At 63.3% G+C, this 21,563-nt stretch carries 23 protein-coding genes; 10 read left to right on the top strand and 13 right to left on the bottom strand.

From position 1 onward, the window contains the following. Nucleotides 1–12 precede the first annotated feature (12 nt). The 4 genes from GS424_RS11160 to GS424_RS11175 form a co-directional block, all read right to left on the bottom strand. Nucleotides 13–396, bottom strand: coding sequence for a hypothetical protein (locus tag GS424_RS11160; protein WP_114550789.1), 384 nt, complete (start codon nt 394–396; stop codon nt 13–15). Nucleotides 397–668: 272 nt separating this feature from the next. Continuing rightward, complete coding sequence (locus tag GS424_RS11165) at nt 669–1,514, bottom strand: hypothetical protein (protein ID WP_114550788.1); 846 nt, start codon at nt 1,512–1,514, stop codon at nt 669–671. 211 nt (nt 1,515–1,725) lie between these two features. Beyond that, nucleotides 1,726–2,169 carry a hypothetical protein gene (locus GS424_RS11170; protein WP_114534285.1) on the bottom strand — a complete coding sequence of 148 codons (444 nt, stop codon included), beginning with the start codon at nt 2,167–2,169 and terminating at the stop codon, nt 1,726–1,728. A 103-nt stretch (nt 2,170–2,272) separates the two neighbouring features. Beyond that, nucleotides 2,273–3,067, bottom strand: a complete 795-nt coding sequence (locus GS424_RS11175; protein ID WP_147271061.1) for a hypothetical protein — start codon at nt 3,065–3,067, stop codon at nt 2,273–2,275. Nucleotides 3,068–3,563: 496 nt separating this feature from the next. Between GS424_RS11175 and GS424_RS11180 the strand changes: the two genes are divergently transcribed. From GS424_RS11180 to GS424_RS11200, 5 genes are all read left to right on the top strand, one after another. Then, nucleotides 3,564–4,208, top strand: a complete 645-nt coding sequence (locus GS424_RS11180) for a hypothetical protein (RefSeq protein ID WP_160943365.1) — start codon at nt 3,564–3,566, stop codon at nt 4,206–4,208. Next, a complete protein-coding gene (locus GS424_RS11185) occupies nt 4,208–4,426 on the top strand; it encodes a hypothetical protein (protein WP_114534293.1) in 219 nt (72 codons plus the stop codon). The genes GS424_RS11180 and GS424_RS11185 overlap by 1 nt, the downstream gene beginning before the upstream one ends. 13 nt (nt 4,427–4,439) lie before the next feature. Continuing rightward, nucleotides 4,440–5,048, top strand: coding sequence for a zinc-ribbon domain-containing protein (locus GS424_RS11190; RefSeq protein WP_114534295.1), 609 nt, complete (start codon nt 4,440–4,442; stop codon nt 5,046–5,048). A gap of 470 nt (nt 5,049–5,518) precedes the next feature. Then, the gene (locus tag GS424_RS11195) at nt 5,519–7,738 is read left to right on the top strand and encodes a bifunctional diguanylate cyclase/phosphodiesterase (RefSeq protein ID WP_218958855.1); all 2,220 of its coding nucleotides are present in this window, start codon (nt 5,519–5,521) and stop codon (nt 7,736–7,738) included. Continuing rightward, nucleotides 7,735–8,775: a sugar ABC transporter substrate-binding protein gene (locus tag GS424_RS11200; protein WP_160943364.1), complete on the top strand. Its 1,041-nt coding sequence runs from the start codon at nt 7,735–7,737 to the stop codon at nt 8,773–8,775. The genes GS424_RS11195 and GS424_RS11200 overlap by 4 nt, the downstream gene beginning before the upstream one ends. A gap of 75 nt (nt 8,776–8,850) precedes the next feature. Here the strand turns inward: GS424_RS11200 and GS424_RS11205 are convergent, their stop codons facing one another. The 4 genes from GS424_RS11205 to GS424_RS11220 form a co-directional block, all read right to left on the bottom strand. Next, nucleotides 8,851–9,660 carry a hypothetical protein gene (locus tag GS424_RS11205; RefSeq protein ID WP_160943363.1) on the bottom strand — a complete coding sequence of 270 codons (810 nt, stop codon included), beginning with the start codon at nt 9,658–9,660 and terminating at the stop codon, nt 8,851–8,853. Between the two features lie 34 nt (nt 9,661–9,694). Continuing rightward, nucleotides 9,695–10,162, bottom strand: coding sequence for an SsrA-binding protein SmpB (gene smpB, locus GS424_RS11210; RefSeq protein ID WP_009304171.1), 468 nt, complete (start codon nt 10,160–10,162; stop codon nt 9,695–9,697). 10 nt (nt 10,163–10,172) lie between these two features. After that, nucleotides 10,173–11,321 (bottom strand): M42 family metallopeptidase, encoded by a 1,149-nt coding sequence (locus GS424_RS11215; protein ID WP_160943362.1) that lies wholly within the window; start codon nt 11,319–11,321, stop codon nt 10,173–10,175. 178 nt (nt 11,322–11,499) lie between these two features. Continuing rightward, the gene (locus GS424_RS11220; protein WP_101722853.1) at nt 11,500–11,781 is read right to left on the bottom strand and encodes a hypothetical protein; all 282 of its coding nucleotides are present in this window, start codon (nt 11,779–11,781) and stop codon (nt 11,500–11,502) included. Between the two features lie 193 nt (nt 11,782–11,974). Between GS424_RS11220 and GS424_RS11225 the strand changes: the two genes are divergently transcribed. Further along, the gene (locus GS424_RS11225; protein ID WP_160943361.1) at nt 11,975–14,317 is read left to right on the top strand and encodes a bifunctional alpha,alpha-trehalose-phosphate synthase (UDP-forming)/trehalose-phosphatase; all 2,343 of its coding nucleotides are present in this window, start codon (nt 11,975–11,977) and stop codon (nt 14,315–14,317) included. Here the strand turns inward: GS424_RS11225 and GS424_RS11230 are convergent. From GS424_RS11230 to GS424_RS11245, 4 genes are read right to left on the bottom strand one after another with little or no spacing between them, the layout of a single operon-like run. Further along, on the bottom strand, nt 14,314–14,907 hold the full coding sequence (locus GS424_RS11230) for a hypothetical protein (protein ID WP_160943360.1): 594 nt from the start codon (nt 14,905–14,907) through the stop codon (nt 14,314–14,316). The genes GS424_RS11225 and GS424_RS11230 overlap by 4 nt on opposite strands. Continuing rightward, nucleotides 14,904–15,425 carry a P-loop NTPase family protein gene (locus tag GS424_RS11235; RefSeq protein ID WP_160943359.1) on the bottom strand — a complete coding sequence of 174 codons (522 nt, stop codon included), beginning with the start codon at nt 15,423–15,425 and terminating at the stop codon, nt 14,904–14,906. Before GS424_RS11235 ends, GS424_RS11230 begins: the two co-directional genes overlap by 4 nt. Continuing rightward, the gene (locus tag GS424_RS11240) at nt 15,422–15,796 is read right to left on the bottom strand and encodes a GIY-YIG nuclease family protein (RefSeq protein ID WP_160943358.1); all 375 of its coding nucleotides are present in this window, start codon (nt 15,794–15,796) and stop codon (nt 15,422–15,424) included. Before GS424_RS11240 ends, GS424_RS11235 begins: the two co-directional genes overlap by 4 nt. 4 nt (nt 15,797–15,800) lie before the next feature. After that, nucleotides 15,801–16,256 (bottom strand): NanQ anomerase/TabA/YiaL family protein, encoded by a 456-nt coding sequence (locus GS424_RS11245; protein ID WP_160943357.1) that lies wholly within the window; start codon nt 16,254–16,256, stop codon nt 15,801–15,803. Between the two features lie 206 nt (nt 16,257–16,462). Between GS424_RS11245 and ade the strand changes: the two genes are divergently transcribed. From ade to GS424_RS11265, 4 genes are all read left to right on the top strand, one after another. Next, nucleotides 16,463–18,271 carry an adenine deaminase gene (ade, locus tag GS424_RS11250; RefSeq protein ID WP_160943356.1) on the top strand — a complete coding sequence of 603 codons (1,809 nt, stop codon included), beginning with the start codon at nt 16,463–16,465 and terminating at the stop codon, nt 18,269–18,271. A 69-nt stretch (nt 18,272–18,340) separates the two neighbouring features. Next, nucleotides 18,341–19,420 (top strand): DUF262 domain-containing protein, encoded by a 1,080-nt coding sequence (locus GS424_RS11255; protein WP_160943355.1) that lies wholly within the window; start codon nt 18,341–18,343, stop codon nt 19,418–19,420. After that, nucleotides 19,420–19,905, top strand: coding sequence for a HEPN domain-containing protein (locus GS424_RS11260; protein WP_160943354.1), 486 nt, complete (start codon nt 19,420–19,422; stop codon nt 19,903–19,905). Before GS424_RS11255 ends, GS424_RS11260 begins: the two co-directional genes overlap by 1 nt. Next, nucleotides 19,898–20,512, top strand: coding sequence for an NUDIX hydrolase (locus GS424_RS11265; protein WP_244977522.1), 615 nt, complete (start codon nt 19,898–19,900; stop codon nt 20,510–20,512). Before GS424_RS11260 ends, GS424_RS11265 begins: the two co-directional genes overlap by 8 nt. Here the strand turns inward: GS424_RS11265 and GS424_RS11270 are convergent. Further along, nucleotides 20,446–21,543, bottom strand: coding sequence for a GNAT family N-acetyltransferase (locus GS424_RS11270; protein ID WP_160943353.1), 1,098 nt, complete (start codon nt 21,541–21,543; stop codon nt 20,446–20,448). The two genes, GS424_RS11265 and GS424_RS11270, sit on opposite strands and share 67 nt — an antisense overlap. Between the last annotated feature and the right edge of the window lie 20 nt (nt 21,544–21,563).

Here is a 21,563-nt window from a genome sequence, read left to right on the forward strand (position 1 = left end):
CCTTCTAGTCTGTTACTTCTCCGCGATGGCAATACTCGATTTGTAAGCCTCTACAGCATCGAGGAATCGACCAATCCGGTCGGCTTCGCAGAGCTTGGGCACCGATATAACCTCCAATCCGTCAAGCTCTTCGCAGGCCGTTATGTCATCTGCAAGGCCATCCGCGCTGCATGCCAGAAGGGCATTCGCTTCCTCTCGATATGCGGCGCAAAAGCCCGCCAGTTTATCCGTCCGATGGCACCACCTCCTTTCCATATCGGTTTCCTTGATAATCGCGGTTACGTTGAACCCGTGGCGTTCGGCGTATCCCTGGCACGCTTTTTCCTGAAAGTACATATCAGCCGCTCGAACATTCTGATATGGTGCGGACGACCGAACGTATATGATTGCGTTCATCTGCTGCAACCCCTCATTTCTGCTAACAGGAGTGCAAGCGCGTTAAGCTCCCTGGCGGCCTCCTTCTTCTCATCGTCGGTTAAACTTTTGGGCAGCAGGGATGCCACCCGTTCGATTCGCTCCTCCGGGGTTCGACACATGGCGAACAGCGCTCCTTATATGCGCCGTTCCCCAAGTGCTCCTTGGCAAAACGACTGTGCTTGTCAACGTACCCGTCAAAGCGGCCTGCCGTTCCCTTGGCCCAGCGACCTTGGCGTTTTTCAGCATGCCTCCTAAAGCTTGATAGTATCTCGGACACTCACGCTCACGGTCTTGCCGTCGCGTCGCTTCACGTTGATGTTGGCGAAGCTCCTCATCAGCATCGGCACGAGTACATCGTTCGTCACGTCCTCCTTCCTGTTGTTCTCGGCGTAAATGACCGACGGCTCGCCGTTGCGCTTCGTGACGGTTATCTCCGTATAGTCGCCGTTCCTGAGCGCGTCCACCACGGCCCGCTCCTTCCGCGAGAGCGGGATAAGCTGAATCATCTTGCCGAGCGTGTGAATCGTCTCCGCCGGCTCCAAGCCGATGAGTTCAAGGGCTTCGCGCACGCAGCGACTCACGACCACGCGTATGGCCGAGCGCTTCACAGCCTCGTCATCCGTTCTCTCTGCTTCGAAAAGCCTCTCAGGCGACAACACGAAGCCGGTACCGTCCGCATAGAAGAGCAGCGTCGCCTCGCTCGCCTTGAGGCAGGCTAGGATGATTTCGTCGGCTGCATTGGGCGTTCTGTAGAAGAGCTGGTGCAGACCGTGCAGCGCGTCGTTGCCCACGCCGAAGCTCCGCAGCTCGCTCAGAACGCGAAGATACACGATTTCCCGGAACTGGAACTTCCTCCACCCGCGCTCCCCGGCCTTCTCCGACGCGCCGAGCAGCCCGTCCTTCGTCAGCCAGTTGACCTGTTGGTAGCTCAAGCCGGTGGCCGAGACGGGAAACGGCCCGGCGTTGACAGCCTCTTCGAAGTTGGTTGCCTGCCGAACAATGCTGTTGTCGAACATCAGATACGCATCGTCCATGTAAGCCGGAATCGGAACATCTTCAATCAGTCTCAGAGCTTCGTTTTCACTGTTTACGTCCATTGATCGTACCTCCTAAATGTATATGTATGAACGCTTTACAATTGAAACTATACATGAAGATATCTTTTTTGCAACAAAGATAAGCGAGAACTTAAGAAACTTGAACCCCATTTTTGGAAAAGCAAAATTATCTAGAGTTGGATAGACTCATCTGGGGTTATCTAATTGGGAGATAGGGTTGATTGGAGAACGTCGCAGCTATGACGAGCTGTCAAGATCGCTCGAACACGCTCTGGGGTAAATCGGCGCATAGCTCTTCCGCGTATGCTTGCAAGACAGCGCTGAGAGCGTCGTTATCTTCTTCGCTATATATCTGTGCAGCGGCTTCGGCATCGAGGCCCTGTAGTGTCTTCTGCTCCTTCACGACGCTCAGGGCGAGCCGGAGGTCACCGGCCTCTATGGCCCGGCTGTAGATGGCTTCCAGGCGGGCGTTGGCGAGCGCGTAGTTCATCTTGAGGTCTTGAGTGCAGTCGGTCTGAATGCGCTCCCGAGCCGTGGCGATATAACGGTCTATCTGCCCGTCGCTCACGCCCCACTGTGCCGTTTCCCGCGCATATTCGCATATACGCGTGCGATTCCACCCATTAACGAGCAGCTCGGCCACCTTGGCCGTCCGCATCTCAACTTCTGCCGCTGTAGATTTCTTTCCGCTCATGCGCGCACCTCCATATCGAAGGATACAGAATGGTGTGCCGATTCGATAGTCTGGCAATGCGCGGTAAGTATCTAACAGAACTCGTTATGAAACATTCTCTTTGCTACCGATGCAGTTTTATTTGCGCTTCGATTGCTTTTCTGCCTCCTGCGGCTACGAAAGCATCGTAAGCCCTGGCTGCGTCTTCAATGGCAGATGACAACTCAGCACGATGGGATGGTTCACCTACGCTCTCAGAGGCTTTCTCCCAGCCAACCCCGAGCCGGTCGGCCGCCTCCCTCATATGGCCGAGAAGGATTTGATAACGATACAGCGCGTGCAACAATTCCGCATAGGAGGACACGAAGCCGCTGAGCGCTTTTGCAGCATCGCCCTCGAATAAGTAGCCCATCTCCATCGAAAGACATTTGAGGCTCTCGATTTTCGTTAGAAGAACCTTATGGCCCGCACCCTCAAGTGGCTTCTCCAGCGCCGCTGCCGTTTCCTCCAGCCACGAGTTGTTGGTAAGCCATGCGAAATACGTATCAACTGTAAATACGGGTTCATTTCCGACCTTGACCATGCCCTTGTTAGCGTCGAATAGCTCCAAAAGATTGGACACCTTAACCCATCGCTCAACTCGCGTTCCGAAAAGGCTTTGTTTGTTGTTCGCCTCCAGTTGCTTGCGTGATTGGCTCACTGCAACAGCGGCAAAAATCGCAGCTGCGGCAGTGCCAATGGCCGATATGGTGGACACGACGAATTCCCAATCAATAATCATATTGCTCACTTCCAAAAAACAGGCAGGTTCTTCCGCACATCGCCATATTCCTGAACAGCGCGCAATCACTTGAGTACGGCAACTACGATATTGGCAATTGTTGCGAACAGCATTACTGCGGTCATCGCCGTTATCCACCTCGTGAACCTCAACATAGACGCGTTGATTTTTCCGGCATCCCTTCTGGCCAGCTCCTCCAAATAGTAAGAGATGCCTACCAATGTCGATTTCGCCAGATCATCATGAGCTTTGATTAGCTCATCGTCCGACAACGACCGCAACTCGTCATATGAATGGCTCATTTGCCCCTCCTCTAAATATTTATTTAGAATAGAACAATTTGCTATTGAGTGCGAGCATCGGTACAATTCATAGTCGCCAAACCTCAAAAAACTTGCGCTACGTGCAAGTCATAAGAACCTTGCACGCCGTCCACGCCGGGCGGTTGTTCGTTGATGAACACCCATGAAGAAGGGCATCTGCTCCAATCAGGGTGTTATCTCATTGCGAGGTTCATTTTGAGGTTTGGCGACCAGGGGTGGATGCTCTTCTCCTTGAATCGCCGAACGATTCCGATTGAAGTATCCTCCCATAGCGCGTGCTCTCATAGAGCCGCCCCGACGAAGGAGGATGCATGGCAGAGAAAATCAAGTACCCCGTCATACGGTGCACGCCGAAGACCGGCGGCGAACCCATCCTATGCGAGGGCAGGAGGATAGCCTGCGTGCAGGACTACTGGCGCTGGGTGCACTCCGAGCTGAACAGCAACGCCGAGCGTGGCAAGTTCGCGGAGTACCTCGTGAGCCTCGCGCTCGAATGCGCGGGCGGCACCAGCGAGGAGTGGGGGGCCTACGACATACTGTGGGAGGCCGAACGGGTCAAGGTAGAGGTGAAGACCTCCGCGTACATTCAAGTATGGGGGCAGAAAGCGCTTTCCATCCCTTCGTTCAGCACGCGCCCGTCGCGCGCATGGAACCCGGAAGACAACACCTATGAAGAAGCGGTGCGCCGCCAGGCCGACGTGTACGTATTCGCCCTTGAGAACTGCACCATCCAGGACATGGTGAACCCCAACCCGCTCGACCTATCGCAATGGGAGTTCTACGTGCTGCCGACCTCGAAGCTGAACGAGCGCGGCGCGCAGGCGAACATCAAGCTTCCCCAGCTCGTCGCCCTGGGCGCGCGCAAGGTCATCGAGCTGGAAGAACTCGCCGACGCGGTGAGGGAGGCGGCGCGGGAGAACGCGAAGAACGCCCAGCCGAGCGAAGGGAGCCTGTGATGTACGCATATAACGGCAAGACCGACCCCGCCACCCGCGCCATCGTCTTCGAGGACGGCATGCGAGAGGTCTACGCGACCCTCTCCGGATGGTCGGGCTACGACGGCGACATAGCGTCGGTGTCCATCGACGGCACCGTGGCGACCGTTGAGCTGACCGGCGGCATTCGCAAGCGCTTCGAGCTGGACACGGGCACCAACATCGCCCGCGAACTGTAGGGAGGATAGTCTGATGTATTGTCAAAACTGCGGTAAGAAGCTGAACGACGATGCGAAGTTCTGCGACGGATGCGGCGCGAAGGCGGGTGCCGCCCCCGCCGAAACCGCACCGGTCAATAAACCGGTAGCCGCACCTCCAATCGCACCGCGAAAGACCCCCATGGGCGGCCTAGTCGTGAACGTAGCTGCCTTTCTTGTGGCTGGTTATTTCGCTCTATCCATGTTCCTGCACTACGCAATTTCCACCGACGCATACATCATCGCGGCGGTGCAATTGCTCGCCGTCCTCTCAACCGCCGCTGGGTTCTTCTTCTACTACTTGAGAACCCCCAGCAAAAATGCAGCGGCTATAGAGGCGGTCTTTGCTGCGCTTTCGTTGGTTTTCGGCCTCATGCATATCGCCGGTGTTTCTGCGAACAATTCCTATGTGGGGTTCGGCTTTTACCTCACGGTCGTAGGCGGCGCATTTCTTGCCACCATCGCTACGGGTATAAACATCGCAGCCGTAAGGCTGCACGGCTCCAAGAGTGAAAAACGGTGGGGCTTTGGTATGTACGCAACGATTATCCTCATTGGCTTCCTCATCGCGTTCCTCTTGCCATCACCCCTTGTTATGCACTGAGACGGCTCCCATTATGAAAGGGGACGGCGGGGAACGTCACCCAGCCGTCCCTTTGCTTTGCTTAGTTCCACGTTAAGCTCGCTACAATCCCAAGATTCTTCTTATCTCGACTTTAAGCCCCTCATATCCCTTACCATCTCCACACGCCGTACCCGTTCCATTTGGGATAGGTAGTAAGAATTACGGTCGTTGGTAGCCATTAACCTGGGAAAACTCACGGTCGCGCTCTGCACTCAATATTTCATACAGGTCGTTTAGCTCGGCAGAAATAACGTTCCAATCTATATACTGCTGCTCCACCACTCAATGACAGGGCCCCGTCGGCAGCGTGCCGACGGGGCCCTTTTGCGCTGCGGGCCTGCGCGAAAAACGATCTTGCTTTCCTTGACGCTATCGGCGAGAATTGCTACAGCTTACGCCGAGCATGCTTGTCGGAGCGCTCCGGTCCACCCGTTGTCGAAGGCAAGCACATGAAGCGTGGGGGTATTTTCAAAAGCATGCCGCGCTTGGCGGCGCTGCTCGTCATAGCCCTGCTGCTTGCAGCGGTCGTGGCGCTCATGGGCTACGTCCAGAACCTCCTGAACTCCGACGTCAAGATCAATCTGACCGAGATCGTCACGCAGAACAAGGACGTCATCGTCAGCAAGCTGCAGGTCGAAGTGAACAACCTCGACCTCGTCGCCAACCAGATGGCGGAGCGGCTGGCCGTCCAAACCGGCACCGACGAGGAGCGCCTCGCGCAGGCGTTCGCCTCGTACCTGGGCTCCAACCCCGACGACACCCTGTTCATGGCCACGCGCGACGGCACGGCCCTCTTCCCCGACGGCTCCACCGTCGACGTCGCCGGACGCTCGTACTTCCAGCTCGCGATGCAGGGCGAGCAGAACATCTCGGATCGCACCATCTCGCGCATCAGCGGCGACGAGATGTTCGTGATCAGCGTGCCGCTGCGCCTCGGCGGCGAGGTGGTGGGCACGGTGCAGCGCATCTTCACGCCCGACCAGATGTACGAGCTGTGCTCCGTGTCGCTGTTCTCGGATCAGGGATCGCTCTACATCGTCAACGGCGAGGGCTACATCTTGGTCAGCTCGACCCAGAGCACGTACAATCAGGAGTCGGAGAACTATTTCCGCACCCTGTACTCGCAGGGCAACCAGGAGGCCTCGCAGCAGCTGCAGGCCGACCTGCAGAACAACACCTCGGGATTCATGGAAACCGAGATCGACGGCGTGCGGTACTTCTCGGCGTACACGCCCATCGAGAACGTGCACGACTGGTTCCTCGTTTCGACGGTGCCCACGAGCACGGCGTCCCCCAACGCGGGCAACGTGATCAGCATCTTCTACGTCGTGCTGTTCGTGGTGGTGCTCATCTTCGCCGCCAGCATGTTCCTGTTCCTCTCCTACAAGAAACGGCAGCAGGACGCGCTCGAGACGATCGCCTTCGTCGATCCGGTGACCGGCGGCGACACCTACAACAAGTTCGTCGTCGACCTCGAGGACACGCTGCGCGCCCACCCCGAGAAACGCTTCGGGCTGCTGGCGTTCGACATCGACAACTTCAAGTACCTGAACTCCTTCTACGGCTTCGCGTTCGGCGATCGCGTGCTGCGCACCATCGACCGGACCGTCGGCGAGCTGCTGACGCAGCACGAGCACCTCGCGCGCGTGTCGAGCGACCACTTCGTCGCGCTGCTGGAAGACCCTGCCGAGACGCGCATCAACGCGCTCATGGACGCGGTGCGCGCCCGTTCCGACGTGGCCATCTACCTGTCGGCCGGCCTCTACCCCATCACGGACGCCGCCGAGAGCGCGAACCTCATGGTGGACAAGGCGAACACCGCGGCACGGGCTTCGAAGGGCTCGCTGCGCACGAAGGTGGGCGTGTACTCGAGCGAGCACGACGAGCTGGTGGCGCGCAACGAGCAGATGAAGCGCTCCGTCGAGCAGGCGCTCGAACGCGACGAGCTGGTCCCCTACTACCAGCCGAAGATCGACGTGAACACGGGGAGGATCGTCGGAGCCGAGGCGCTCGTCCGCTGGAAGAAGGAGGACGGCACGCTCGTCGCGCCGGGAGCCTTCATCCCCCTCTGCGAGCAATCGGGCCTCATCGTGGAAGTGGACATGACCGTGCTCGACAAGGTGCTGCGCTTCATCAGGGGCAACCTCGACGAGGGCGTCGACTGCGCGCCCATATCGGTGAACTTCTCGCGTCTCCACCTGCTCGATCGCGACTTCCTGAGCAAGGTGGACGCCAAGCTGCAGGAACAGGGCGTGCCCGCGCGCTACCTGGAGGTGGAGATCACCGAAAGCGTCATCTTCGACAACAACGACGTCATCGCCGCGTTCACCGCGCAGCTGCACGAGATGGGGCTTGCCATCGCCATGGACGACTTCGGATCGGGGTACTCGTCGCTCAACATGCTCAAGGACATCCCCATCGACGTGCTGAAAATCGACCAGGGCTTCCTGCAGGAAACCTCCGACAGCAAGCGCCAGGCCATCATCTTCGACTCCGTCGCGCGCATGGCGGCCCGCCTGCGCATCAGCGTCGTGGTCGAAGGCGTGGAAACCGCCGAGCACGTGGCGCTCATGAAGCGCTTCGGGTGCTCCGTTGCGCAGGGCTATTACTTCGCGAAACCCCAGGACGAAGAGACCTTCGAGCCGCAGTATCGGAAAGGAACCCTATGAAAAAGCAGTTGGCCGCGTGCGCATGCGCGCTCATGCTCGTCGCTCTCCTCGCGGCGTGCACGGCGCCCGAAGGCTCTTCGTCGTCCGGAGGCGGCGACGGCCCGGTGAAGATCGGCGTCGTGTTCGGCGTCGGCGATGCCGCACGATGGCCGCAGGAGCTGTCCTACATGGAAGAGCGCGCCGCCGAGCTGGGCGCCGACATCGAGACGCGCCTCAACAAGACCGACGAGCCCACCACCTGGCAGCAGGATTGCAAGGACCTCGTCGACGGCGGCGTAGACGTGCTCATCATCACCCCGCGCAACGTGAACGACATGGAAGAGGTGAGCGCCTACGCCCAGGAGAAGGGCGTCAAGGTGATCAGCTACGCGCGCGCGGCGCTCGGCAGCCACGTGGACCTGTTCGTGGGCTACGACAGCGGTCGGATCGGCCAGCTCATGGGCAAGTTCCTGTCCGAGATGGTGTACGAGGGCGATTACATCATCCTGCGCGGCGACCCGCAGGACAACAACGCGACGCTGCTCTACGAAGGCTCCATGCGCTACATCGACCCCCTCAAGGGCTCCATCGACGTCCTCCTCGACGAGGCCGTGGAGGGCTGGTCGGCCGATGCGGCCAAGCAGATGGTGATGGAGGCCGTCAGCGCCAACGGGAACCACGTCGACGCCATCCTCGCCCCCAACGACAAGATCGCCAGCGCGTGCGCCGAGGCGCTGTCCGATCTGGGCGTGACCGACCCCGTGGTCATCACGGGAATGGACGCCGAGCTCGATGCCGCCCAGCGCATCGTGAACGGCACGCAGGCCATGACCGTGTACATGGATTTGAAGGAGCTCGCCACCACCGCCGTCGACGAGGCGTGCCGCATGGCGGAGGGGCAGGCCCCGAACGCGAACGCCAAATTCGACAACGGAACGACCGAGGGCGTGGATTCCAGCCTCATCACCGGCAACGTGGTGACGAAGGAGAACCTCGACAGGACGCTCATCGACAGCGGCTACTTCACCCGCGAAGAGGTGTACGGCTCGGCCGCGTAAGCGGGCCCGGCATGGGAAGGGCCCCGTCGGCTGCGCGCCGGCGGGGCCCTTTCGCGTTCTCGGGGTGCGCTTGGGCTACTTCTTCAGGAAGGACGTGAAGTCGAGCGCGCTCTTGATGTCGTCGAAGGCGCCCTTGAGCTCGGCGGCCACGGCGATGCCGTCCTTGTAGATGGCGTTCATGTCGCTCGTGGCCTCGGCCACGCCCTCCTTCGTGATGCCGAGGTCGTAGGGGTTGTCCTCCTCGGCCTCTTCCTCGTCGTCCTCGACGTAGTAGTACTCCGCCTCTTCGCCGTCCTCCATGAGCACGAACCCGATGACGTCGCCGTCCTCGTCCTCGATGTAGCGCACGATGTCGTCATCGTCGAGTTCGAGCTCCACCAGCTCGTAGCCGTCGTCCTCGGCGCTCGGCTCGATGATGGCGACGTCCTGCACGTCGTCGTCCTGGCCGTCCTCGAGCTCCTCGAGGGCATTGGCCTCCGTGATCTCGGACACCGCGCCGGCGGTCGCGTCGCCGTCCTCGCGCAGCGCGTCGGCGTCGTAGGAGTCGAGAGAGCCCTCTTCGTAGAGCTGCGCCTCCTCGTCGGCCGCGTCGCCGTCGACGATATGGAAACCCTCCTCGGACAGGTCGATGCCCGCCGCCTGCGACGCGACGGCCGCGAGGCCCCCGTCATCGCCGGAAAGCGACGTCTCGCCCTCGCCGTCGGGGCCTTCCTCGGCGAAGAAGCCCTCGTAGGCGTCCTCGAGGTCGGTCTCGTCGTCGGTCGGATCGAACTCCTCGTCGTCCTGGAACTCCTCGACGTCCTCGAGCTCGGTTTCCTCGTCGATCTGCTCGGCTTCCGTCTCGGCGCCGTCCTCGATGGTTTCCAGTTCCTCGTCCAAGCCCATGATGGCCTCCTTCGCGTCTAATCGTTGCCGCAGCCTAGTAACGGCTGCGCTCCTTGAGCGCGCGCTCCACCTCGCGGCGGGAATCGCGCGCCGCCATGGTCGCGCGCTTGTCGTAGAGCTTCTTGCCGCGCGCCACGGCCAGCTCCACCTTCACGAGCGAGTTGTCCTTGAAGTACATCTTCACGGGCACGAGCGCCATGCCCTTCTCCTTGACCTGCTCCTGCAGCTGGCGGATCTGCTTCTTGTGCAGCAGCAGCTTGCGCTTGCGGTCGGGGTCGGGGTTGGCGATGTTGCCGTTCAGGTACGGCGGAATGTGCACGTTGTGCAGCCACACCTCGCCGTCGCGGATGAGCGCGAAGCAGTCGGTGAGCTGGCAGTGGTTGTCGCGCAGCGAGCGCACTTCGGTGCCCGTCAGCTCGATGCCCGCCTCAAGCGTCTCGAGTATCTCGTATTCGTGGAACGCCTTCTTGTTCTTGGCGATGGTTTTCTCTTCGCGTTTCACGGCCGTACCTCTACTCCACGCCCGTCTCGTCGAACCGCTCCTGCGCCGCGGATTCGCCTTCGTCTTCGTCCTCGGTCACCGCGTCGCCCATGCCCGGCACGAAGCAGGCGTCCTCGCCCAGGTCGCGCGCGAAGCGGGCGAGCAGCTTCACCGTGGCGTCCAGGTCGTCGAGGCACACCACCTCGGTGGGCGTGTGCATGTAGCGCAGGGCCACCGACACGAGGCCGGTGGGGATGCCGCCGCGGGTGATCTGGATGGAGCGGGCGTCGGTGCCGGTGACGCCGGGCTCGGCCTCGATCTGGTACGGCAGGCCCTCGGCCTCGGCCGCCGCCACGAGGCGCTCGAACACGGCCGGGTTGATGTTGGGGCCGCGCGCGATGACGGGGCCCTCGCCGCAGACGATCTTGCCGTACTTCGTCTTGTCGATGCCGGGGTAGTCGGTGGCGTGCGTCACGTCGAACGCGATGGCCACGTCGGGGTTCAGGCCGTACGTGGACGTGATGGCGCCGCGCGTGCCGATCTCCTCCTGCACGGTGGCGGCCACGATGAAGTCGCCGGGCGCGCGGCCCTCCTTCGCGAGCGTCTCGAGCACGCGCGCAGCGATCCACACGCCCGCCTTGTCGTCGAAGGCGCGCGAGACGGCCATGTTCTTGCCGAAGCGCTCGAAGCCCACGCCGAACGTGATGACGTCGCCCACCATGACGAGCTTCTTCACGCGCTTGGCCGGCAGGCCCAGGTCGATGACCAGCTTGTCGATGGGCGTGACGCTCTTGCGCTCGTCGGGCTCGATGAGGTGGATGGGCTTGCGGCCCACCACGCCGCGCAGCGGCTCGTAGGAGTTCGACGCGTGCACGTCCACACGCATGCCCGGCAGGATGGCCGCGTCCACGCCGCCGACGGACGACACGGACAGGAAACCCTCGTCGGAGATGTAGGTGACCATGAGGCCGATCTCGTCCATGTGCGCGGACAGCATGAGCGACGGGGCCACGCCCGTGCCCGACAGCCGCGCATGGACCGAGCCCATGACGTCGGTTTGGATCTCGTCGGCCGTGCCGGCCAGACGCTCGCGCACGAGCTCGGCCACGGCGATCTCGGTGCCGGTGGCCGACGGGGTCTCGAGCAGTTGCTTGAGGAATTTCACCTGCTTGTTCTTCATAGCGCTCCCTGTTCTGGGCGAGGCCGCGCACGGGCGCGCGGCGCGTTGTTTGGTATGGGTGACAGTATAGCCCCTGCACGCCTGAGCGGCCACCTCATCGCAGCGTTGACGCGAGGCCGTCACCGGAGCACCACGAGGGCCCGGGGCCGGAGGCGCGCCGGCGTCCGGAAGGAGGGGCCTACCAGTACTCCTTCTTCTTCGCGCGCTTGCGCTCGGGCTTCGGCGGGCGGAAGTCCAGGGCCAGCTGGCCGTCCTGCGAGGCGACGGACGCCTTCTTCCGCTCCACGCTGTCGATGGTCCACGACACGGCGTCCTTGCCGTACAGCTCCAGCATCTTGAGGCGCGCGTCGCGCAGGTTGCCCTTCGTGTTGGCGCGCGAGTCGCTCTCGAACTCGAAAAGCCCCGTGCCGCGCACGTCGGCGGCTGCGGGAGAGACGTAGTGGGCGATGTAGGTCTGCATATCCTTCCTTCGGGGGTCGTGGTTTTCGCACTGTTCGCATGATACCCCAAGGCGGCCGCGCGCGCTGCGCGATCGTGCGAGAAAAGGGCGCGTTCACGACGACCTGACGGGCGCGAAACAAGGATGCAACCGCTTCGGGAGCGGGCCCGTCGCTTCCCTACAATGGCAGGAAAGACAGCAAAGGTGGACCTCCATGCCAAACACTCACCGCACCGCGGCGACGCTCCGTCGCGACACGCCGCTTCCCTTGCCCCTCATGCGCATCGACGACCCTTGGGAGGCGAACGCCCCCGCCCGCCCGCAACCGACCGCGCGCCGCGACGCCGCGCCCGGCACCGGGCGGCTCATCATCGTGTCGAACCGCCTGCCCTACCGCTTCGAGGACGACGGCGAGGGCGGTTTCGAGCTCGAGCGCAGCGTGGGCGGCCTGGCGACGGGCCTGGGACCGCTGCACGAGCAGGACGGCAACCTCTGGATCGGCTGGGCCGACGCCGACGCGTGTCTGGGCGACGAGGAGCGCGCGCGGCTGGCCGCGGCGTTCGAAGAGCGCGCCTGCCGCCCCGTCTTCCTCGACGACCACGACGCCGAGGCGTACTACGAGGGCTTCTCCAACTCGGCCATCTGGCCGCTGTTCCACGGCTTTCCCCAGTTCACCCGCTTCGACGAGGAGGAATGGGAAGCCTACCGGCGCGTGAACGAGCGGTTCTGCGAAGCGGTGCTGGCCGAAGCGCGGCCCGGCGACACGCTGTGGATCCAGGACTACCACCTCATGCTGCTGCCGTCGATGCTGCGCGAGGCGCTGCCCGAGGCGTCCATCGGGTTCTTCCTGCACATCCCCTTCCCCGACTACGAGACGTTCCGCACGCTGCCGTGGCGCGACGAGATCGTGCGCGGCGTGCTGGGGGCCGACCTCATCGGCTTCCACGCCTACGACTACGTGCGCCACTTCCTGTCGAGCTGCCGGCGCGTGGCGGGCATCGAGAACACGAGCGGCACCCTCACGGTGGACGGGCGCGTCGTGCAGGTGGACGCGTTCCCCCTCGGCATCGACTACGCGCGCTACCGCGACGCCGCGCGCACGCCCGAGGTGCGCGCGTCCATGGAGACGCTCGCGGCCGAGAAGGGCCACGAGGGCTGCAAGGTGATGCTGTCGGTGGAGCGGCTCGATTACTCGAAGGGCATCCCCGAGCGCATCGAGGCGTTCGACGCCTTCCTCGACCGATACCCCGAATGGAAGGGGCGCGTCGTGCTCATGCTGGTCACCGTGCCGTCGCGCGAGAACGTGGCGTCGTACCGCGCGCTCAAGAAGCGCATCGACGAGCTGGTGGGCCTTGTGAACGGCAAGCACTCCACGATGGACTGGACGCCCGTGGACTACTACTACCGCGCCCTGCCGTTCGAGCAGCTGGTCAGCCTGTACGCCGCGAGCGACGTCATGCTGGTCACGCCGCTGCGCGACGGCATGAACCTCGTGTGCAAGGAGTACCTGGCCTGCCACGACGGCAACGGCGGCGTGCTGGTGCTGTCGGAGATGGCCGGCGCGTCCTACGAGCTGCACGAGGCGCTGTGCGTGAACCCGTTCGACCGCGCGGGCATCGTCCGGGCCATGCAGCGGGCGCTCACCATGCCCGCCGACGAGCAGCGGAAGCGCAACGCGCCCATGCAGCAGCGCCTCGCGCGCTACACGTCGAAGAAGTGGGCGCGCGAGTTCCTCGACGCCGTGGCCGACGTCAAGCGCCGCCAGGCCGGCATGAGCGCCCACCTCCTGGGCCCCACGTCCGCCGGCAAGCTGCTCGACGCGTTTCGCGGGGCGGGACGGCGCGCGCTCCTGCTCGACTACGACGGCACGCTCATGCCGTTCTCCGACGACCCCGCGCGCGTCGCGCCCGACGAGCGGCTGCTCGACGTGCTGGCGCGCCTGGGCGGACGCGCGGACAACGACGTGGTGGTGGTGTCGGGGCGCGACCACGCCACGCTCGAGGCGTGGCTGGGAGCGCTGCCCATCGACCTCGTGGCCGAGCACGGCGTGTGGTTCGCCGCCCGCGCCTCCGGAGCCGGGCGCGCCTGGACGCTGCAGGAGCCGCTCGACAACAGCTGGAAGGACGCCATCCGCCCCGTGCTGGCCGACTTCGTCGACCGCACGCCCGGCTCGCTGCTGGAGGAGAAGGACTACTCGCTCGTGTGGCACTACCGCATGTGCAGCCAGGAGCTGGCCGAACGGCGCGTCATCGAGATCAAGAATGCGCTGGCCGACGGCCTGGCCGACCGCGGCATCGCGCTCATGGACGGCAACAAGGTGATCGAGGTGAAGCCGCGCGGCGTGGACAAGGGCCACGCCGCCCACCGCTGGTTCCGCGATCCCGCGTACGGCTTCCTGCTGGCCGCCGGCGACGACCGCACCGACGAGGACGTGTTCGAGGCCGCGCCGGCCGACGCGTGGACCATCAAGATAGGCGGCGGGCCCACCCGCGCCCGCTTCGCGCTCAAGGACAGCGTCGAGATGCGCCAGCTGCTGGAAGCCCTGGCCGAGGCCTAGAACGCCCGCGAGGAGCCGCGGAAGGGGCCGCTGGTGTCGGGCGCTTCGGGAGCGCGGGCGGCGTCGGGCGCGGCGGCGGGCGCGAGGAACGCGAGCATCCGGCCGAGCAGGGCGTCCAGCTCGGGCTCGTCGAGCGTGCGGGCGAAGCCGCTGTCGGCGAGGTTCTCGAACGCGGCGGCGTTGCGGTAGCGGATGCCGTCGAGGAAGAACGCCTTGCGCCGGTTGGCGCGATCGCGCACCACGACGACGGTCTGCGACGGAAGCTCGGCGTAGGCGCGCCCGCCCACGCCGAGCTTCCGCTCGTACCATTCGGGCACGTTGCGCACGCCCTCGTCGGCGAAGAACGCGCGGATCTCCCCGCACCCTGCCAGCGGGTACGGCGGCAGGTCGTAGCCCCGATGGCGCGCGTACGCGAAGATGTAGCGGGACGCGTCGCCCACCTGCGCGCGATCGCCCAGCACGAACGACAGCAGCTCGAGCGCGCGATGCGGCTGCCACCGGTCGCGCTCGAGCTCCAGCAGCCGCGCGATGCGCGCGACGGCGTTGTTGCCGGCGTTGCCGTCGGAGCCGTCGCGACGGTCGGGGCTCATCGCGCTTCCTCCGTCAACCGTTCGAGCAGGGCGTCCACGTCGCGCGGCGTGCGCGCCACCACGGTTTTGTCGCCGTGGGCGTCGAGGACGGCGCGGTAGCCCTCCCTGATCGCGGGCGTGCGCCCGTCGCGCATGAGCCACCAGAAGAATGCGCGGTCGAACTTCTCGGGGCAGCCCGCGGCCATGTCGTCGCGCGCTCGCCCGCGATGGGAGCGATACCGCTTGAGCGCGCGGACGAGGCAGCGCCGTCGAGGGAAGTCGAGGAACACGATGAGGTCGGCTTCCTCGTAGCGCCGGCCGCAGTCGGCGCGCTTCCAGTTCCCGTCGACGACCCACGACTCGTGCTCGTCCAAGAACGCCCGCACGATGGCGCGCATCTCGTCGTGGTCGCGATGCACCCACCCTTCCTGCCAGCCCACCGCGTCGAGGTGGAGCACGGCGGCCCCGTACAGCTCGCCGAGGCGCCGCGACAGCGTGGACTTCCCCGCGCCGCTGTAGCCGAACACCGCCACCTTCACGCGGAGACCTCTCCCGCGTCGGCGGCCGGGTCGGAGGGCGCGGCCGCGCCTCCGTCGGCGGCGGGCATGAGGGCGCGCAGGACCTGCTCGAACGGCTCGCGCGCGGCGCGGCGCACGAGGCGCTCCTTCTGGCGGCGCGTGAGGCGCTTGAAGCGGTACTCGGCGCTCATGGCCTCGTGCTTCGTCGCGTACGCCGCCTGCACGAGCAGGCGCACGGGCAGGCGGCTGCGCGTGTACTTCGCGCCCGCGCCGGCGTTGTGCGCGCGCACGCGTTCGGCGACGTCCACGGTGTAGCCCGTGTACCACGTGCCGTCGGCGCACTCGAGCACGTACAGGTAGAACGACGGGGCGTCTGCGACCTGGGGTTCCATGCGGCTATGCAAGCACCTTGACGACGATCTTGCGCACGCGGCCCGGCGCGTCGAGCGCGCATCCCGGCTTGTGGGCGTCCTCGGGCGCGAGCACGGCCACGTCGCCCGCGCGCAGCACGACGGAGCTGGGGCGCTCCGGCGCGACGTACAGCCCGAAGTCGGCGTCCTCGTCGAAGGGCTGGGCTTCCGCGAGCCCCTCGAGCGGCGCGTACTCCATGACCTCCTCGCCCGCCACGACGAACTGCACGTCGAAGTAGCGGCGATGCGCCTCCATGTCCTTCTCCGCGGCCGGGACGGTGTCGTATTCCTGCACGTTGGCGAACACGGCGTCCCCGTCGATGTCGACGCGGCCGAGCGGCAAGGCGGCCAGATCCTCCTGCGCCAGGAAGGCGTAGGCGGCCTGGAAGCGCGCGGAGCGGTAGTCGTGGTCGGCGGCGTGGCGAAGCGTTGAAGCCAGCATGGACGGTCCTTTCGAGGCGTGGGTGCGGTGCGGTTCGGTGCGCATCGCAGTATACACCCGAGGCCGCCCGGCGCGTTGACGGGGCGCGATTGCGCATTCCGCTTGAAGTCTCCCGACGCCTCGTGGACGAGGGCGGCGGGGAGGCCGATAATGGCCGTATCAGCCCCGCGCCGGCATTGCGGCGCCGTCCACCGAAGGAGCAAGGCATGATCAACCAGTTCTGCAAGAAACCGCTGTGGGAATGCTCGAAAACCCTTTCCGCCGTGGCCCAGGGGCTCGCGCCCGCCGACACGGTGATCAGGGGGGCGAAGCTCGTGAACGTGTGCACGGCCGAGATCCAGGAGGACGTGGACGTGGCCATCGCCGAGGGCCGCATCGCCTACCTCGGGCAGGCCGACCACTGCATCGGCGAGAACACGCAGGTCATCGACGCGGAGGGGCAGTACATCGCGCCCGGGTTCCTCGACGGGCACATCCACGTGGAGTCTTCGATGATGGGCGTAGGCGAATACGCGCGCGCCGTCGTGCCGCACGGCACCGTCGGCATCTACTGGGATCCGCACGAGATCTGCAATGTGCTGGGGCTCGAAGGCGTGCAGGTGATGGCCGAGGACGCGCAGCGCACGCCGCTCAAGGCCATGATCACCACCCCCTCGTGCGTGCCCGCCGTGCCCGGCTTCGAGGACACCGGCTCGTTCATCGGACCCGACGACGTCGCCGAGACGATGGCGTGGCCGAACGTCGTGGGCCTCGGCGAGATGATGAACTTCCCCGGCATCCTGGGCAGCACCGACCACGCGCACGGCGAGGTGGGAGCGACGCTACGCGCCGGCAAAATCGTGACCGGCCATTACTCCATGCCCGAAACCGACCGCGGCCTGAACGCCTACATCGCCTCGGGCGTTCGCTGCTGCCACGAGTCCACGCGCGCGCAGGATGCGTTGGCGAAGATGCGCCTCGGCATGTACGCGCAGCTGCGCTTCGGCTCGGCCTGGAAGGATCTGCCGGTGCTGGCCGAGGCCGTCGTCGCGCACGACATCGACACGCGCTTCGCCAACCTCGTCAGCGACGACACGCATCCGCACACGCTGGTGGCCGACGGGCACCTCGACCATATCGTGCGGGTTGCCGTCGGTCTGGGGATCGACGCCGTGACCGCCATCCAGATGGTCACCATCAACTGCGCCCAGTGCTTCCAGATGGACCACGACCTGGGCTCCATCACCCCCGGCAAGTGCGCCGACATCGTGTTCCTGGACGACCTGGAAAGCCTGCAGGTCACCCGCGTGCTCATCGACGGCGACGTGGTGGCCGAGAACGGGCGCGCCCTGTTCGACCTGCCGCCGTTCCAGTTCCCCGACTGGGTGACGCACTCGATGCACCTCGGCAAGGAGCTGACGCCCGCGTCGTTCGCGGTGCCCGCGCCCGAGGGCGTCGTCGACGGCGAGCGCGTGCGCGTGCGCGCGATCGAGGTCATCCCCGGGAAGGTGGGCACGTTCGAGGCGCACGTCGATCTGCCGGCAGTCGACGGCCGGCTGGAATCCGACCCCGAGCAGGACGTGCTCAAGACGTTCGTGTTCGAGCGCCATCACGAGACGGGCACGTGCGGTTACGGCTTCGTGAAGGGCTTCGGCATCAAGCGCGGCGCGATGGCGTCCACCGTGGCGCACGACGCGCACAACCTGCTGGTGGTGGGCACGAACGACGAGGACATGGCCCTGGCCGCGAACACGCTGGCCGCGTGCGGCGGCGGCATGGCCGTGGTCGCCGACGGCGAGGTGCTGGGGCTCGTGGAGCTGCCCATCGCCGGCCTCATGGACGCGCTCGACGCCGTGACGATGAGCGAGAAGGTGCACCGTCTTGAGAAGACTTGGGCCGAGATCGGCTGCACCATGCCGTCGCCGTTCATGACGATGGCCCTGATACCGCTTGCCTGCCTCCCCGAGTTGAGGCTGACGAACCGAGGGCTGGTGGACTGCACGACGTTCGAGTTCGCGGATTTGGTGGTGGAGTAACCATCGAGCTATCGTGATACTATTCATTTATTAATAATTTACTCATAGACTGAGCCCTGGAGGATCAAAGTGGCTGAAAGCAATTACGCATCATTAGACGAAATTGATGACATCGAAGACGACGGTTCCATTTCGCCCATAACGTACGACGTGAGTAGCTACGGATCGGATCCCGAAGTGGAATCTCTCGTAAATAGGCTAAACCGCGGTGCCATTCTTATTCCAGCCTTTCAACGGAATTACGTCTGGACCATTTCGGATGCGTCTAGGTTTATCGAGTCGCTGCTATTAGGACTCCCAGTTCCCGGAATATTCCTCGCTCAAGACAAAGACAATAGACAACTTGTGATTGATGGCCAGCAGCGCCTCAAGAGCTTACAATTTTTTTATGATGGTTTTTTCAATCCCCAAGAGGGGAATAAAACTCAGAAAGTTTTTGCTCTTACTAGGGTGCAAGAGGCATATGAGGGAAGAACCTATCAAGATCTTGAAGAAAGAGATCGCATTCGATTAGACACATCCATCATTCACGCAACAATCGTAAAGCAACTGGCTCCAGGCGATGACGATACGAGTCTGTTCCACGTATTCGAACGTTTGAACAGTGGAGGATCTCGGCTTTCAGATCAGGAGATCAGAGTTGCTCTCTACCACGGACCGTTTATTGATTTCGTACACGGAATAAACGAAAACCCATCTTGGAGAAACATATATGGCAGAGAAAGCATCAGACTAAAGGATCAGGAATTAATAATCCGTTTTTTAGCCTTATTCGACAATGCACTCCCTTACTCAAAACCTATGAAGGAATTCATAAACAAGTTTTGCGGTAGAAATCAGTACAGGGAAGAGTTCCTAGACTACGAAAAGGCATTCACAAGTTCAATAGAACTATTCGACAAAGCAATCGGTAAAAGCGCTTTCAGGCCTGAAAAGAATTTTAATGCAGCTGCATTTGATTCCTGCATGATCGGCTTGTCGACAGCACTCGCAAATGGGCTGTCTCCAGATGCAGAAGCTGTAGCTGATGCATATTCCCGCTTAATGGTAAATGAGGAATATCGAGAAGCTATATCGAAAGCAACTTCTGATGAGAAGCAGGTACTGATTAGGGCGGGCATCGCTTCGAACTTCTTTATGGATATGTAATGTTTAACTCGTTCGCACTAAATAGCAAATACCAACGCCTCGAAAGTCTGTTTGAAAAAGTAAACGATGCTTCAGCTCACAATCAAGAACTCTATGCACACTGGGCGAGATATCTTGCGGTCTTGGTATCGGGGTTCATGGAAGAGTGCGTTGAAGAAATATTCTCAAACTACGTTGATGGGTGCGCAAATCCAAAAACAGCTAGTTTCGTAAAATCTAGCATTGTTGGAATGAGAAGCAATCCAAACTACAACAAGCTACGAACAATAGTGTCAAAATTCGACAAAAATTGGGCTACTTCTCTTGATGATTTCTCGATACAAGAAGGCAGACAAGACGCGCTCGACTCGGTAATGAGCATTCGACATTCGGTCGCACACGGCAGAGATAGCGGAATCACAATGGCTTCGCTTCGTTCGTATTTTGATAAATGTATCGAGATTATGCTTTACATCGAGGACATGTGCAAAGGTCAACATGTTTAACTATTCGAAAATGCCCCTCATCGACGACATACGCGCGTACCTACCCTTCAACCAGCAGGAGGCTTCTGATCGCGCGATCATCCTCCAGCGGCTCGAAACCGATCCGCACGTGTTCGACCGCGACTCGCTCGCGCATATGACGTGCTCGATCTGGACGGTCGACCCGACCGCGACTAGGACGCTCATGGTGTTCCACAACACCTACGGCTCGTGGAGCTGGATCGGCGGGCACGCCGACGGCGAGCGCGACCTGGCGCACGTCGCGCTCAGGGAACTCGAGGAGGAGACGGGCGTCGCCGGCGCGCGGATCGTGCCGTGCGGGCCGGGGAACATCTTCTCGCTCGAGGTGCTCACCGTGGACGGGCACGAGAAGCGCGGGCGGTACGTGAGCTCGCACCTGCATCTCAACGTGACGTACCTGGCCGTGGCCTCGCCGGACGAGCCGCTGCGCGTCAAGCCGGACGAGAACAGCGGCGTGCGCTGGGTAAGCCTCGACGAGGCGTGCGCGCTGTCCAGCGAGCCGTGGATCGCCGAGCGTGTCTACCGCAAGCTCGTCGACAAGCTGGCAGCGGTCGACATCGACGCCCAGCGCTCGCGGGGCAGGTAGTACAGCTCGAAGTCCTGCGCGAGGCCGTCCGGCGCGGCCTCGGCGCCGTGGAGGGTGCCCTCGTGGACGAACCCCGACTTCTCGATCACGCGGCCGGAGCGCTCGTTGAACGGGTAGTGCGTGCACGTGATCAGGCCGAGCCCCAGTTCTTCGAAGCCGTAGCGCAGCACCTCGTCCGACGCCTCGGTCATGTAGCCGCGACCCCATGCGCCCCGTGCGAGCGCGTAGCCCAGCATGAGGCAGTCGACGTTGCGTCGCTGCGGGTCGCGGATGAGCCCGATCGACCCGATGCACGGCCCCACGGCGCCGGCACCGGCGCCCTCCCCCGCTGAACCCTTCTCGAAGACGCCGAACACGTGCGGCTCGCGCGCGATCACCTCCACGAACACGCGCGCGTCCTCGCGCGTGCGGTGCGGCGCCCACCCGGCGTCGGGGCCGACGGCGGGATCGCTGCAGTAGGCGAACACGTCGTCGATGTCGTCGGACGTCAGCGGGCGCAGCACGAGACGCTCCGTTTCAAGAACCGGGCACTCCGCCGACGTCGCCGCCAGCACGGCCGGCGCCTGGCCCGGGCGCCGCGCCTCGCCAGCCTCAAGGCAAGCCGCGAGCTGCACCTCGTCGAGCGTGCGCACCCCCGCCTCGCGCAGCGCCCGCGCCGCCACGCCGTACCCGGGCACGAGCGCGCCCGTGAACGTGCCGTCGTACACGAGGCCGCATCCGCACGAGGGGCTCTTCGCCTTGAGAACGGCCAGCGTGCAGCCTCGCTCCTGCACCAGCTCCACCGTTTTGGCGGCCCCGGCCAGAAACGCGTCCGTGGCGTCGCCCCCGTCCGCGTCCACCACGCGCAGCGCGCGCTCGGCGGCGACGATCTCGCAGGGCGTGCGCGGAACGGGCAGCCCTCCGAGCGTCTCGGGGCACACGCTCACGAGCTCGTGCGTCGCGCGCAGCTGCAGCACGGCCTCGCAGGGACGCGATTCCCCGTCGTAGCGGCACGGTTCGCCCAGCAGGCACGCGCTCACGGCTATCGGCATGGCTCATCCTCGTTTCGTCA

Source organism: Eggerthella guodeyinii, from assembly GCF_009834925.2.
GTDB lineage: Bacteria > Actinomycetota > Coriobacteriia > Coriobacteriales > Eggerthellaceae > Eggerthella > Eggerthella guodeyinii.